This is a genomic window from Leucobacter sp. USHLN154 (genome assembly GCF_037145595.1).
Taxonomy (GTDB): domain Bacteria; phylum Actinomycetota; class Actinomycetes; order Actinomycetales; family Microbacteriaceae; genus Leucobacter; species Leucobacter alluvii.
The window spans coordinates 87,015-100,506 of the sequence record NZ_JBBCXF010000003.1 but is presented as its reverse complement, the minus strand read 5'-3'; the positions used below and the strand labels follow the sequence as shown (position 1 = coordinate 100,506).

Below are 13,492 nucleotides of genomic sequence, written 5' to 3'. Positions count from 1 at the left end.
GGACATGCAGCTTCGCGATATCTCTTTCACGACCATCGACGGCGACCCGGTCTCCCTCGCCGACTACGCCGACCGGGCGGTGCTCGTCGTCAACGTCGCGTCGAAGTGCGGGCTGACGCCGCAGTACGAGAAGCTCGAGGCCCTGCAGCGGCAGTACGGCGATCGCGGGTTCACCGTACTCGGATTCCCGTGCAACCAGTTCATGGGTCAGGAGCCCGGTGACGGCGAGGAGATCAAGACGTTCTGCTCCACGTCGTACGGCGTCACCTTCCCCCTCATGGAGAAGGTGAAAGTGAACGGGCGTCGCAAGCACCCCTTGTACGAGCAGCTCCGCGAGATCCCGGATGCTGACGGCAAGGCCGGGCGGGTGAAGTGGAACTTCGAGAAGTTCTTGGTCGCTCCCGACGGGTCGGTCGCGCGCTTCCGCCCCACCGTCGAACCCGACGACCCTTCGATCGTGTCGGCAATCGAAGCGGCACTGCCGAGGTAGGTGATGGTGGGCCCGGAGGGACTCGAACCCCCGACCCTCTCGGTGTAAACGAGATGCTCTAACCAACTGAGCTACAGGCCCGATGCCGCGTTGCAGCACCCCATAGCTTAGGGGAATCCCCTGCCCGCCGAGAAATCGGGAGGCTCACGGCGCACTTGGCGTTCGTCATTCCGCAGCGAGGGCTCGAAGCGCGTCGCCGTAGTCGGCGAGCGGGCGAGCTTCGCCCACCGGTGATTCGAAGGACGCGGCGACGAGTCCGTCGCGACCGATCAGGACGCTCGCACGCGAGGCTGCGCCCGTGCGTTCGACGAAGGCGCCGTACGCGCGCGAGACAGCGCCGTGCGGCCAGAAATCAGAGAGAATCGGAAACTCGAATCCTTCGTGCTCGGCCCAGGCTCTCAACGTCCACACCGAATCGACCGTGACGCCGATCAATCGCACCGAGTGCTCTGCGAACAGGCCCTGGCTCGCAGACAGCTCGGCGAACTCCGCGGTGCAGATGCGCGAGAAGGCGAACGGCACGAAGACCAGCGCGACGGGACCATCGAGCAGCAGCTCAGACAGAGCGACCTCCGCGCCGAACTGATCCGACAGCGTGAAATCGGGCGCCAGCGCACCCGCAGCGAGCACCATGAGGACTCCTATTCCGGCCGATCGACCCGATCGCGATGCAGTGCGACCAACTGTAGCCAAACACCGAACACCGTGCGGATTGTGCTGAAATCACACACGATGGGCGTCGGCTGAATGATCCTTCGTACAAATTCGATAGTCTGGAGCCACACCCGCGAATCCAGCGGGCGCCTTTCGTGCAGCGCGCCGACGCACCAACCAGCGGTTCTGGCTCCTGCACGCCTCATGGTGAATGGAGCACAATCTTGGCCGTCAACACGCAGGATCCCTACGCAAGCGGGAACGAAGATCAGGATCCGCAGGAGACCGCCGAATGGCGCGAGTCCCTCGACGCGGTCGTCGAAGAGCGGGGCGCAGGGCGCGGCCGCGAGATCATGACGAGCCTGCTCGACCGCTCGCGGCAGCTGCACCTCAACGTGCCCCAGGTGCCGACCACCGATTACGTCAATACGATCGCCTCCGACGACGAGCCCGACTTCCCTGGCAACGAGGAGCTCGAGCGCAAGTACCGCTCGTGGATCCGTTGGAACGCGGCGATGACCGTGCACCGCGCGCAGGCCCCCGGCATCGGCGTCGGCGGTCACATCTCGTCGTACGCGTCGGCCGCCTCTCTCTACGAGGTCGGGTTCAACCACTTCTTCCGCGGTCAGGATCACCCGGGCGGCGGCGACCAGATCTTCGCGCAGGGGCACGCCTCCCCCGGCATGTACGCACGGGCCTTCCTCGAGGGGCGGCTCACCGCCGACCAGCTCGACGGGTTCCGTCAGGAGAAGTCGCACGCGGGCGGCGGCCTTCCCAGCTACCCGCATCCGCGCCTGGCGCCCGAGTTCTGGCAGTTCCCCACGGTGTCGATGGGACTCGGTCCGATCAACGCCATCTACCAGGCGCAGCTCAATAAGTACCTCACGAACCGCGGCATCAAAGACGCCTCTGACCAGCACGTCTGGGCCTTCCTCGGCGATGGCGAGATGGACGAGGTCGAGAGCCGCGGCCAGCTCCAGGTCGCAGCGAACGAGGGCCTCGACAATCTGACCTTCGTCATCAACTGCAACCTGCAGCGCCTCGACGGTCCGGTCCGCGGCAACGGCAAGATCATCCAGGAGCTCGAGAGCTACTTCCGCGGCGCCGGCTGGAACGTCATCAAGGTCATCTGGGGTCGCGAGTGGGACGACCTGCTGGAGCGCGACGTCGACGGCGCGCTGCTCAACATCATGAACACGACGCCCGACGGCGACTACCAGACGTACAAGGCCGAGAACGGCGCGTACATCCGCAACCACTTCTTCGGCAAGGACGAGCGCGCCATGCATCTCGTCGACGACTACAGCGACGATCAGATCTGGCAGCTCCGCCGCGGCGGCCACGACTACCGCAAGGTCTACGCGGCGTACGCCGCAGCGCTCGCGCACAAGGGTCGCCCGACGGTCATTCTCGCGAAGACGGTCAAGGGCTACGGGCTCGGCCCGCACTTCGAGGGTCGCAATGCGACGCATCAGATGAAGAAGATGACGCTGGACGACATTAAGACGTTCCGCGACACCATGCGCATTCCGATCTCCGATGCGCAGCTCGAAGCCGATCCGTACCGCCCGCCGTACTACTTCCCGGGCAACGATGACGAGGCGATCCAGTACATCCATGAGCGCCGTCGCGAGCTCGGCGGATACCTTCCCGAGCGCCGCACGAAGCACACCGAGCTGGCGCTGCCCGAGAAGAAGACGTACGCCATCGCCGCGAAGGGATCCGGCACGCAGGAGGCCGCGACGACGATGGTCTTCGTCCGCCTCCTCAAGGACCTGATGCGCGACAAGTCGTTCGGCCCGCGCATCGTCCCGATCATCCCCGATGAGGCCCGTACCTTCGGCATGGATTCGTACTTCCCCACGTCGAAGATCTACAACCCCAACGGGCAGAACTACGTCTCCGTCGACCGCGAGCTGCTGCTCGCGTACAAGGAGAGCCCGCAGGGCGTGCTGATCCACGTCGGCATCAACGAGGCGGGCGCCGCCGCCGCGTTCACCGCGGTCGGCACCTCGTACTCGACGCAGGGCGAGCCCCTCATCCCCGTCTACATCTTCTACTCGATGTTCGGGTTCCAGAGAACGGGCGACGCATTCTGGGCTGCCGGCGATCAGATGGCGCGCGGCTTCGTGATCGGCGCCACCGCCGGCCGCACCACGCTCACGGGCGAGGGGCTGCAGCACGCCGACGGCCATTCGATCGCACTCGCCGCGACCAACCCCGCGGTCGTCTCGTACGACGCGGCGTACGGCTACGAACTCGGGCACATCATGCGTTCGGGTATCGAGCGCATGTACGGCGGAGAGCACCCGGATCCGAACGTCATGTACTACTTGACGGTCTACAACGAGCCGATCGTGCACCCTGCTGAGCCCGAGAACGTCGACGTCGAGGGCATCGTCCGCGGCATCCACAAGGTTCGCGCCGCGGAGTCCGGCACGCACAGTGCGCAGATCTTCGCGTCCGGCGTGGCCGTGCCGTGGGCGCTCCAGGCGCAGCAGATCCTCGCTCGCGACTGGGACGTCGCCGCTGATGTGTGGAGCGTCACGAGTTGGACCGAGCTCGGTCGTGACGGCGTCGCAGCGGAGGATCACAACTTCCGCAACTTCGGCGACGAGCCGCGGGTGCCGTACCTGACCGAGAAGCTGCGAGGTTCCGACGGACCCGTCGTCGCCGTGAGCGACTGGGCCACCCAGGTGCCCGAGCAGATCCGCGCGTTCGTTCCGAACGACTACTCGGTGCTGGGCGCCGACGGCTTCGGGTTCTCCGACACTCGCGCAGCGGCGCGTCGCTACTTCGGCATCGACCGGGAATCGGTCGTCGTGAAGGTGCTGCAGCGTCTCGCGCTGCAGGGCAAGATCGACGCCGACGTGCCTCGCCGCGCTGCCGAGCAGTATCGCCTCGGCGACGTGAACGCCGGCTCGACGGGCGGCGCAGGCGGGGAGTCCTGACGGACGCCCCGATGCAGCCCGACGCCACGCCCATGGATCGAACGAAAGCGCAGGAGCTCGCGTGGCTCCGCACGATCACCGGTGAGCTCTCGACCCGCACGATCACCCGGCTCGACGACACACTCCCCTGGTACGGGAATATGCCGCCGAGCCGGCGATCGGCGATCGGGCTGGTCGCCCAGACCGGCATCAGTTCGTTCATCCAGTGGTACGAAGACCCGACGTCGACGCCCTGGATCGCGTCCGACGTCTTCAGCGCCGCTCCGCGCGAGCTGCTCAGATCGATCAGTCTGCAGGAGACCCTGCAGTTGATCCGGGTCGTGGTCTCGGTGGTGGAGGATCGCGTGGCGCCGAAGAGCGAGGCGCTGCGGGAGGCCGTGCTCCACTACTCGCGCGACGTGGCATTCGCGGCCGCCGACGTCTATGCGCGGGCAGCCGAGGCGCGCGGGCTCTGGGACGCCCGCCTCGAAGCGCTCGTCGTCGACTCGATTCTGACGGGCGAGAGCGATGACGAGCTGCCCAGTCGAATCGCGGCGCTCGGTTGGCACGGCGATGGAGAGGCCGCCGTTCTCGTCGGCACCGCCGAACGCTATGTGGACGTCGACCAGTTGCGACGCTCGGCTCGCCACGCGGGCGCAGATGTGCTGATCGGCCTGCAGGGCACACGTCTCGTGCTCGTGCTCGGACGCCTCGACGCGCCCCTCCCCGAGCCGGGGGCCAATGGTGCTGCCGAGCGGCTGTCATTCCTCGAGATCGCTCAACGGCTCGCCGACGGGTTCTCGGACGGGCCGCTCGTGCTGGGCCCCACCGTCGAGAATCTGGTGGATGCATCGCGCAGCGCTCGAGCGGCACTCGCCGGGGTCGCCGTCGCACGCTCGTGGCGTCACGCACCCCGCCCGGTGGCGGCCGACGATCTCCTTCCCGAGCGCGCGCTCGCGGGAGACGGACTCGCACGACGCACCCTCATCGAGCAGATCTACGAACCGCTCGCCGCGCACTCTGGCGAGCTCCTCGAGACGCTCTGGTGCTACCTCGACAACGGAAGGTCGCTGGAGGCCACCGCACGAGAGCTGTTCGTTCATCCGAATACGGTGCGCTACCGCCTGAAAAAGGTCTCCGACGTCATCGGGTGGAATGCCACCGGTGCGCGCGAAGCCCTCATTCTGCAGTCCGCGCTCATCGCCGGGTCGATCGCGCAGCACGGCCGCCGCGCCCCGGCTCCGAAGCGGGAAGGGTCGCGTTAGCGAGCCCTCGTGGCCGATGACGGCGACGCCTCTGACGAGATTCCACAAAGAAATCCACAAAGTGTGGTCGGAAATATGCAGGCTGCACGGCCATGATCTGAGAAACTGGAACACGTGATTGTTATCGCCTGCCCTGGACAGGGCTCCCAGACCCCCGGCTTCCTCGCCCCCTGGCTCGAGCTGCCGGGCGCCCGCGACTTCCTCGGAGAGGCCTCGGAGCACGCGGGCGTCGATCTGATCGCCCACGGCACGCAGAGCGACGCCGACACGATTCGCGACACCGCGATCGCGCAGCCGCTGATCGTCGCTGCGAGCCTCCTCGCCTGGCGGGAACTGTCAGCTCGCGTCTCCATCGCAGATGCCGGGATCGCCGGCCACTCGGTGGGCGAGTTCGCCGCAGCGGCAGCGGCCGACGTATTGACCGAGGCCGAGGCGCTGCGTCTCGTCGCGGTGCGCGGGCGCGCGATGGCCGATGCCGCCGCCCGCGCCGACACCGGTATGGCGGCCGTCGTGGGCGGCGGCGAAGCCGATGTGCTCGCCAAGATCGACGAGCACGGCCTCACCCCCGCGAATCGCAACGGCGGAGGACAGATCGTCGCAGCCGGAAGCCGCGCATCCCTGGACGCCCTCGCCGCCGATGCGCCGCGCGGAGCGCGCGTGATCGCTCTCCAGGTCGCGGGTGCGTTCCATACCGATGCGATGGCGTCGGCAATCCCCCTGCTGCGCGAGGCCGCGGAAGGCGTGACGCCGACCGATCCTCGTCATCCGCTCTGGACCAACGCAGACGGCTCGCGCGTCGCCGACGGGGGTCGTTTCGTCGACCTCCTCGTGTCTCAGATCGCGAACCCAGTGCGCTGGGACGCCTGCATGGCGGGCTTCGAAGCGGCCGGCATCACCGGCCTCGTCGAACTCGCGCCCGCCGGCGCTCTGACCGGCATCGCGAAGCGTGCGCTCAAGGGCACGCCGGCTGTCGCCATCAAGACCCCTGATGATCTCGACGCGGCCGTGGCACTCGTCACCGGCCCCGCTGCCTGACCGAAACGGAACCGTGCACATGCCTGCTCTCGTGCAGCCCTCGGGCCCTGCTCATTCCCGCATCCTCTCCATCGGCGCCGCACGCGGCGACCTCGAAATCCCGAACGACGATCTCGTCGGCCCGATCGACTCCTCCGATGAGTGGATCCGCCAGCGCACCGGCATCGTGCAACGGCGACGCGCGAGCCGTTCGATCGGAGCCATCGACCTCGCCGTCGAGGCGGCGGAATCCGCGATTCAGAGGTCGGGTCTCGATCGCGCAGAGATCGACGGAGTCATCATCGCGACCATCTCGAACGTCGCGGTGACTCCCTCGATGGCATCTCTCGCCGCTCACCGTCTCGGCCTCACACCGGCGGCGGCCTTCGACATCTCAGCCGCGTGCGCCGGGTACGTCTACGGCGTGGCGCAGGCAGACGCACTCGTGCGTTCGGGCGTGTGCCGCAACGTGCTGGTCATCGGCGCCGAGAAGCTCTCGGACATCGTCGATCCGACGGACCGCAGCATCTCCTTCCTGCTCGCCGACGGCGCCGGCGCTGTGGTCGTCGGCCCGAGCGACCACACCGGCATCGGCCCGACCATCTGGGGATCCGACGGCGAGAAGTGGGACGCCATTCGCGTGACGTCCACCTTCGAGGAGTACCGCAGCAACCCCGGAGTCATCGCGTGGCCGACACTCCGTCAGGACGGCCAGACCGTGTTCCGGTGGGCCGTGTGGGAGATGGCGAAGGTCGCGCGCGAAACGCTCGAGGCCTCCGGTATCGAGGCCTCCGATCTGGCAGCTTTCATCCCCCATCAGGCCAACATGCGGATCGTCGACGAGTTCGCCAAGCAGCTGAAGCTGCCGGAATCGGTGGCCATCGCCCGTGACATCGAGATGCAGGGGAACACCTCAGCAGCATCGATTCCGCTCGCGCTGGACGCGCTACTGCAGGAACGGCCCGAGCTCTCCGGCGGGCTCGCACTGACCATCGGATTCGGTGCAGGCCTCGTCTACGGCGCCCAGGTCATCGAGATTCCCTGACACCGCCACGACGCGCTCCCCTCGCGCGTCGAACCCGCGCACCCCGCTGCGCGACATACACTTTTCACCGACCGAAACCCCGATCAAGGAGAAACACACAATGGCATTCAGCAATGAAGAGGTCCTCGCAGGTCTGGCCGAGCTCGTCAACGATGAGACCGGCATCGCGGCGGACGTCGTCGCACTCGACAAGTCGTTCACGGACGACCTCGACATCGACTCGATCTCGATGATGACGATCGTCGTCAACGCAGAGGAGAAGTTCGACGTCAAGATCCCCGACGAGGAAGTCAAGAACCTCAAGACCGTCGGCGACGCCGTCGACTTCATCGTGAAGGCTCAGGCCTAAGCACGCGGTATCGAGCGGAGCGCGGCGGTCAACGGACACGTCCACCCGACAGGGCCCGCCGCGCTCGCTCCTCCCTCAACTTTCCCTCGACTTCAGCCCCACTCAGAACGCGGAGCACGAACATCATGACGAAGAAGATCGTTGTCACCGGCATCGGAGCCTCCTCACCCCTCGGCGGAACGGCTCCCGAGAGCTGGCGAGCACTGCTCGCCGGAGAATCCGGAGTTCGCACGCTTGAGAACGACTGGGTCGAGCAGTACGGCCTCGCAGTCGGTTTCGCCGGCACGGCGAAGGTCGACCCGGCTGAGGTGCTCGAGCGTCCCGTTGCAAAGCGCCTGGACCCGTCGAGTCGTTTCGCTCTCGTCGCCGCGCTCGAGGCGTGGGCCGACGCGGGCAGCCCGAGCGTCGAGTCGGAGCGCCTGGGCGTGGACTGGGCGACCGGCATCGGCGGCCTGTGGACCCTCCTCGACGCCTGGGACACCCTGCGTGAGAAGGGCCCGCGCCGCGTCATGCCGCTCACGGTTCCGATGCTCATGCCGAACGCTCCCGCCGCAGCCGTATCCATGCACCTCGAGGCTCGTGCATACGCGCGCACGGTCGCCTCGGCCTGCGCATCGAGCACGGAGTCGATCGCGAACGCATACGAGCATCTCCAGCTCGGGCTCGCCGATGTCGTGATCGCTGGCGGGGCTGAAGCCGCGATCCACCCCATCACGCTCGCTTCCTTCAACTCGGCGCAGGCGCTGTCGAAGCGCAACGACTCCCCCGCTACGGCGTCGCGCCCGTACAACACCGATCGCGACGGCTTCGTCATGGGTGAGGGCGCTGGCGCGCTCGTGCTCGAGACCGAAGAGCACGCGCTCGCACGCGGCGCGAAGATCTACGCGGAGATCGCCGGCGGCGGAGTGACCGCGGATTCGTACCACATCACCGCGAACGACCCGGAAGGCAAGGGTGCGAGCCGCGCCGTCGAGCTCGCCTTGGAGCAGGCGGGCGCGGCCGCTGACGAAGTCACGCACATCAACGCGCACGCCACGTCGACGCCGGTGGGTGACATCGCGGAGTACACCGCATTGCGCAACGTCTTCGGCGACCGCGTGAACGAGATCCCGGTATCGGCGACGAAAGCCGCGACCGGCCACCTGCTCGGCGGCACGGGTGCGCTCGAGGCGATCTTCACGGTGCTCGCGGTGCAGCACCGCATCGCCCCGCCCACGATCAACCTCGTATCGAAGGATCCTGAGATCCCGCTCACCGTCTCGAGCGACCAGCAGTCGCTCGGCGACGGGCCTCAGCTCGCGATCTCGAACTCGTTCGGCTTCGGCGGTCACAACGCGGTCCTCGCGATCCGCTCGTACGAGTAGGACCGGGGGCGAGGTCGCCCGTGACCGCGGATGACGCGGCGGGGACGGCTTCCGCCTCGCGCGCGGTACGGTAGAAGGATGAAGCCGTTCCTGCTCATCACCACGCGCGGCGAGGACGACGTCGCTGCGCATGAGCACGCCGCGTACTGCCGGTTGACCGGCCTGCTGCCCGATGAGCTCGAATGGATTCGTGCCGATCGCGCACCGATCGGCACGATCGAGTTCGCGCGGTACTCCGGCATCATCCTCGCGGGGAGCCCGTTCACCGTCAGCGAGCCGGAAGATCGCAAGTCGGCGACGGAACGACGCGTCGAACGCGAGCTGGCCGCCCTGCTCGACGACGTCGTCCGTCGCGATTTCCCGTTCCTCGGAGTCTGCTACGGCGTCGGCACCATCGGATCCCACCAGGGAGCCCGCGTCGACCGGACGTATGGCGAACCCTCCCAAGCGGTCCGCATCAGCCTGACGGCGGCAGGACGCACCGACGCGCTTCTGCACGAGCTCCCGCCCTCGTTCGATGCCTTCGTCGGGCATAAGGAGGCCATCAGCGAGGTGCCTCCGAGCATCACGGTCCTGGCCAGTTCGCCGACCTGCCCCGTACAGGCGTTTCGAGTGGGTGAGAATGTGTATGCGACGCAGTTCCACCCCGAACTCGACACCGCCGCGTTCACCTCGCGGGTGCGCTCGTACGCCGGGCACGGCTATTTCGAACCGTCCCAGGTCGACACCATCATCGCGACCGCTGAGGCCGCGGACGTTCGCGCGTCGCACATGGTGCTCGGCCGGTTCGTCGAGGAGTATCTGGACTCCCGTCGAGGGCATCGCGGGGCGATGCCACCCGAACCCCCTGCTGGCGCACCGACCTATTCGAAGAGCGCCTGAGCCAGGTACTCACCCCGCCGTACACCTCTCGGCACCGCCCAGAGACCCGAGCCGATGTGCCTGATGTACTCGTTCAGGAGATCGGACTTCAGCGACCGCTGGACGCGCACGAACGCTGCAGGATCGCGCTGGTAGGAAATGAAGAAGAGCCCGGCACCCAACTGTCCGAGAGTGTTCGATCCGTCGACGTAGTTGTATCCGCGACGCAGCAAGCGCACCCCGGCATTGTTCGTGGGATGCGCCAGGCGCAGGTGCGAGGCCATGTCGATGGCAGGAGACGCGGTATCCACCGCATCCGCAGCGGTGAAGTCGGCTGCGGCAAATTCATCGCCGCCAGAGAGCGGGCCTCCAGCGAGCTTGGTGCGGCCGATGATCCGCTCCTGCTCCCCCAGCGACGCTCGGTCCCAGGTCTCGATCGTCATCTGGATCTTCCGTGCAACGAGGTAGCTCCCGCCGCGCATCCACGCGGGCGCTTCACTCCCCGCCCAGACGAACTCGTCGAGCGCCTCCCGCTCCTCCGACATGACGTTCGCCGTGCCGTCTTTGAAGCCGAACAGATTGCGCGGGGTGTCTTGCGCTCGGGTGGTCGACGACGTTCGCCCGAACCCGAGTTGACTCCAGACCAGGTGCGCACTGCCCGCTGCGATGCGGGCGAGGTTGCGAATCGCGTGTACGGCGACTTGCGGGTCGTCTGCGCAGGCCTGCACGCACAGATCACCGTCACTCTGGTCCGGCTCGAGCAAGTCGAAGGCGAAGGACGGCAGCGGCTCGAACGCCTGCGGCAGCCGTGCACGGATACCGTACGGATCTTCGATCCCGTCGCGCGGGTCGAAGAGCGCGCGCCCCACACCGAAGGTGAGCGTCAGATTCGCCGCATGCAGCCCCTCGGCCTCGCCGGTATCGTCAGGAGGCAGCAGCGCATTGTCTGGTTCGCTCCCCGTCCCGATCGAGCGCCCGCTCGTGAGCGACGCAGCGGCCGTCGTCCACTCCTGCAGCAGCGCGACGAGGTCGTCCCTCGTGGTGCCCGAGAGCATGCGGAAGGCCGCGAAGTGCAGGCGATCCTGAGCTGGAGTGGTGATGCCAGCTTGGTGCGCCCCGAAGAACGGGACGACGCTCCCGCCTCCGCCTGCCCCGCCTCCGCCGGTATGCGCGATCGACGCGGCGACCCCACCTGCGGCAGCCCCCGCGGCGAGCCCGGCGACGCCCGCCCCGACGAACCCGAGGAGGTTTCGGCGTGACGGGCGGAGGGGCTCCGCACCGGGCGATGCTTCAGTCATCGTGTCAACTCGCCACGACCGCCGCGGTGAGCTGCGAGAGGGGCTCGCTGAGCGCGTTCAGCTGCGCGGCGAGCTCATTGCGCTCCGACTGCGGCACCGTGTCGTAGAAGACGAAGCCGGCGTCGTAGTCGCCATAGGTGGCGAGCAGGGCGAACATATCCTCGAAGCGCTGGTCCAGTTCGTCGACCAGGTCGGCATGACCATTGGCCACCGCCGTCTCGCGCACGGTATCGAAAGCGACCTGCGCGCCCTCGACGTTCGCCGTGAAGTCGTAGAGGTCGGTATGCGAGAACTCGTTCTCTTCACCGGGCAGTTTGCCATCAGGCGCCGCGATCTCGTCGAGCAGACCTTTGGCGCCCTCGGTGATATCGGCGATGGTCAACGTGAAGTCGGGTGACGAGACCTTCTCCTTCAGCTCCGTGACGTCGGCCACGAGCTTCTCGCCCAGCTCCGCGCGTTCCTCGGGGGTGAGCGGCGTCAAGTCGGGGTCGCCCGGGTAGTCGCCGTTCGCCACAGCGGCATCATTCCAGAGGTCCATCTCGATGCGGTGGAAGCCGGTGAACTCGATTCCCTCCTCGTCGGCGCCTGGCTTGCGGTAGTCGATCTTGGGGTCCAGGTCGCCGAACTGCTCGGCGGTCGGTTCGATGCGTTCGTAGTTGATGCGCGCCAGCGGGAAGAGACGCTTCGCCTCCGCATCGTCCCCCGCAGCGTACGCATCGACGAAGGCTTGCACCTGGGGCAGCAGCTCTTCGCTCTGAGCTTTGACGTACCCCACGTACTGCGCGACGACGGCCTCGTTCTCCGGCGTCGTCTCGAGGGCGTCCCCCGTGACAGTGAACGCGGCCTGCCCAACGCCAGCGCCGATCATCCCGGGCTTGCAACTGGTGTAGTAGTCGCCCGGACCCACCTGCACCGTGAGATCGCGACTCGATCCGGGGGCGATGTTCTCGACCTCTCCGACGATCGTGAGCTGGTTGCTGCCCAGCACGTAGAACTCGTTGACCTTCGATCCGTCGTTCTGCACGCTGAAGGTGACCGTCCCGCTGGCCGCTTCGGCTGCATCGACACTGCAACCGGAGTCGCTCGCCGTAACGGCGATCGCGTCGGCACTCGGCGCGGCGTTCGGCACGCAGCCCGTGAGCAGGAGAGCGCCGGCTGCGACGGCGAGCAGTCCGCCGGAGGCGCGTCGGAGGGTGAGAACGTGTGTCACGGAGTTCCTTTCGAGAGCACAGGCGCCGTTGCGGCGGCCGCGCGAAGCTGACGGGAATGGCGATCCTGGGCGAAGGACGCGCGCAGGAAGAGCGTGAGTGTCGGAACGAGGTACGCGAACCAAGCGATCACCTCGAGTTTGGTCATCTCGGGAGAGAATCCGAAGATCCCCTTGAGCAGCGCGCCGAGGAAACCGTCGGGAGCGATGATGTGCGGAATGCGGAAAGCCCACGCGGCATCGCCGAACCATGCGGCGGCGAACGCACCGGCTCCCGGAGGCGCCTCCGCGAACGGCCCGGGCAGCACGCCGGCCTCCTGCAAGTCGTGCACTCCGTACGCGAGCACGCCGGCCGCGAACACGATGAGCAGGATTCCGGACCATCTGAAGAACCTCGTGAGATTGATCCGGATCATCCCCCGGAACAGCGCCCAGCCGAGTACTACGGCGACGACGATTCCGGAGACGGCGATCGCGAATCCCAGCAGCGGTGTGAGCTGACTCGCGCGAGTCGTGGCCCAGATGAACAACGCAGTCTCCAGGCCCTCGCGGCCGACGGAGACGAAGGCGAGCACTGCGACGCTCCAGCCTCCCCCGACAATGGCGCGATCCAGCTGCCCACGGAGCTCCGCGCTCAGGCCGCGCGCGGCCCGCAACATCCAGAACACCATCCAGGTGACCATGACGACGGCGAGGATCGAGAGCGATCCCCCGATGATCTCCTGCGCCTGGAACGACAGACCATAGGCACCGAACGTCAGCACACCGCCGACGATCAAGGACAGCAGGATCGCCGCAGCGACTCCCCACCAGATCTTGCGGGCGACATCCCGCCGACCGAGCTGCGTGACGTACGCGAGCAGCACGCTGACGACGAGCGCCGCTTCGAGCCCCTCACGGAGCCCGATCATCAACGTTCCGACCATCGGCTACGAACCTTCCTCAAAGATAGGACTTGAGTAAGGCTCCCCTTACACGGGGAATTTACCACACATTCATCTGATGTGATGACACG

General features: G+C 67.0%; 12 protein-coding genes and 1 tRNA gene. 8 read left to right on the top strand and 5 right to left on the bottom strand.

The window, feature by feature from the left end:
• The first annotated feature begins 4 nt into the window (after window positions 1-4).
• Window positions 5-490 carry a glutathione peroxidase gene (locus tag WFH23_RS06575; protein ID WP_336662001.1) on the top strand — a complete coding sequence of 162 codons (486 nt, stop codon included), beginning with the start codon at window positions 5-7 and terminating at the stop codon, window positions 488-490.
• A gap of 4 nt (window positions 491-494) precedes the next feature.
• Here the strand turns inward: WFH23_RS06575 and WFH23_RS06570 are convergent.
• Window positions 495-571: transfer RNA gene (locus tag WFH23_RS06570), tRNA-Val, on the bottom strand.
• 84 nt (window positions 572-655) lie between these two features.
• Window positions 656-1,123: a redoxin domain-containing protein gene (locus WFH23_RS06565; RefSeq protein ID WP_336662000.1), complete on the bottom strand. Its 468-nt coding sequence runs from the start codon at window positions 1,121-1,123 to the stop codon at window positions 656-658.
• A gap of 245 nt (window positions 1,124-1,368) precedes the next feature.
• Here WFH23_RS06565 and aceE point away from each other — a divergent pair, with 245 nt between their 5' ends.
• The 7 genes from aceE to WFH23_RS06530 all read left to right on the top strand — a co-directional run bounded on the left by aceE (window position 1,369) and on the right by WFH23_RS06530 (window position 9,993).
• Window positions 1,369-4,095, top strand: a complete 2,727-nt coding sequence (aceE, locus tag WFH23_RS06560) for a pyruvate dehydrogenase (acetyl-transferring), homodimeric type (RefSeq protein ID WP_200328953.1) — start codon at window positions 1,369-1,371, stop codon at window positions 4,093-4,095.
• Window positions 4,096-4,127: 32 nt separating this feature from the next.
• The gene (locus WFH23_RS06555; RefSeq protein WP_200328956.1) at window positions 4,128-5,339 is read left to right on the top strand and encodes a PucR family transcriptional regulator; all 1,212 of its coding nucleotides are present in this window, start codon (window positions 4,128-4,130) and stop codon (window positions 5,337-5,339) included.
• A gap of 114 nt (window positions 5,340-5,453) precedes the next feature.
• Entirely contained in the window at window positions 5,454-6,374 is a 921-nt protein-coding gene (locus WFH23_RS06550; protein ID WP_336661999.1) for an ACP S-malonyltransferase, read from the top strand.
• Between the two features lie 19 nt (window positions 6,375-6,393).
• Window positions 6,394-7,398, top strand: coding sequence for a beta-ketoacyl-ACP synthase III (locus tag WFH23_RS06545; RefSeq protein WP_336661998.1), 1,005 nt, complete (start codon window positions 6,394-6,396; stop codon window positions 7,396-7,398).
• A 100-nt stretch (window positions 7,399-7,498) separates the two neighbouring features.
• Complete coding sequence (locus WFH23_RS06540; protein WP_010157098.1) at window positions 7,499-7,747, top strand: acyl carrier protein; 249 nt, start codon at window positions 7,499-7,501, stop codon at window positions 7,745-7,747.
• Window positions 7,748-7,872: 125 nt separating this feature from the next.
• The gene (locus WFH23_RS06535; RefSeq protein WP_336661997.1) at window positions 7,873-9,111 is read left to right on the top strand and encodes a beta-ketoacyl-[acyl-carrier-protein] synthase family protein; all 1,239 of its coding nucleotides are present in this window, start codon (window positions 7,873-7,875) and stop codon (window positions 9,109-9,111) included.
• 78 nt (window positions 9,112-9,189) lie between these two features.
• Window positions 9,190-9,993, top strand: a complete 804-nt coding sequence (locus tag WFH23_RS06530; protein ID WP_249290712.1) for a glutamine amidotransferase — start codon at window positions 9,190-9,192, stop codon at window positions 9,991-9,993.
• Here the strand turns inward: WFH23_RS06530 and efeB are convergent.
• Genes efeB through efeU form a run of 3 tightly spaced genes read right to left on the bottom strand, consistent with a single transcriptional unit; the run spans window position 9,975 to window position 13,403 of the window.
• Entirely contained in the window at window positions 9,975-11,270 is a 1,296-nt protein-coding gene (efeB, locus tag WFH23_RS06525) for an iron uptake transporter deferrochelatase/peroxidase subunit (protein WP_336661996.1), read from the bottom strand. The two genes, WFH23_RS06530 and efeB, sit on opposite strands and share 19 nt — an antisense overlap.
• A gap of 4 nt (window positions 11,271-11,274) precedes the next feature.
• Window positions 11,275-12,480, bottom strand: coding sequence for an iron uptake system protein EfeO (gene efeO / locus WFH23_RS06520; RefSeq protein ID WP_336661995.1), 1,206 nt, complete (start codon window positions 12,478-12,480; stop codon window positions 11,275-11,277).
• The gene (gene efeU / locus WFH23_RS06515) at window positions 12,477-13,403 is read right to left on the bottom strand and encodes an iron uptake transporter permease EfeU (protein ID WP_234037042.1); all 927 of its coding nucleotides are present in this window, start codon (window positions 13,401-13,403) and stop codon (window positions 12,477-12,479) included. The genes efeO and efeU overlap by 4 nt, the downstream gene beginning before the upstream one ends.
• Between the last annotated feature and the right edge of the window lie 89 nt (window positions 13,404-13,492).

Excerpts from the sequence above, each read along its gene's own strand:
- WFH23_RS06565 (WP_336662000.1), bottom strand. The coding sequence starts at position 1,123 with ATGGTGCTCGCTGCGGGTGCGCTGGCGCCCGATTTCACGCTGTCGGAT.
- WFH23_RS06540 (WP_010157098.1), top strand. The coding sequence starts at position 7,499 with ATGGCATTCAGCAATGAAGAGGTCCTCGCAGGTCTGGCCGAGCTCGTC.
- WFH23_RS06575 (WP_336662001.1), top strand. The coding sequence starts at position 5 with ATGCAGCTTCGCGATATCTCTTTCACGACCATCGACGGCGACCCGGTC.
- WFH23_RS06535 (WP_336661997.1), top strand. The coding sequence starts at position 7,873 with ATGACGAAGAAGATCGTTGTCACCGGCATCGGAGCCTCCTCACCCCTC.
- WFH23_RS06555 (WP_200328956.1), top strand. The coding sequence starts at position 4,128 with ATGGATCGAACGAAAGCGCAGGAGCTCGCGTGGCTCCGCACGATCACC.
- WFH23_RS06530 (WP_249290712.1), top strand. The coding sequence starts at position 9,190 with ATGAAGCCGTTCCTGCTCATCACCACGCGCGGCGAGGACGACGTCGCT.
- efeU (WP_234037042.1), bottom strand. The coding sequence starts at position 13,403 with ATGGTCGGAACGTTGATGATCGGGCTCCGTGAGGGGCTCGAAGCGGCG.
- efeB (WP_336661996.1), bottom strand. The coding sequence starts at position 11,270 with ATGACTGAAGCATCGCCCGGTGCGGAGCCCCTCCGCCCGTCACGCCGA.
- WFH23_RS06545 (WP_336661998.1), top strand. The coding sequence starts at position 6,394 with ATGCCTGCTCTCGTGCAGCCCTCGGGCCCTGCTCATTCCCGCATCCTC.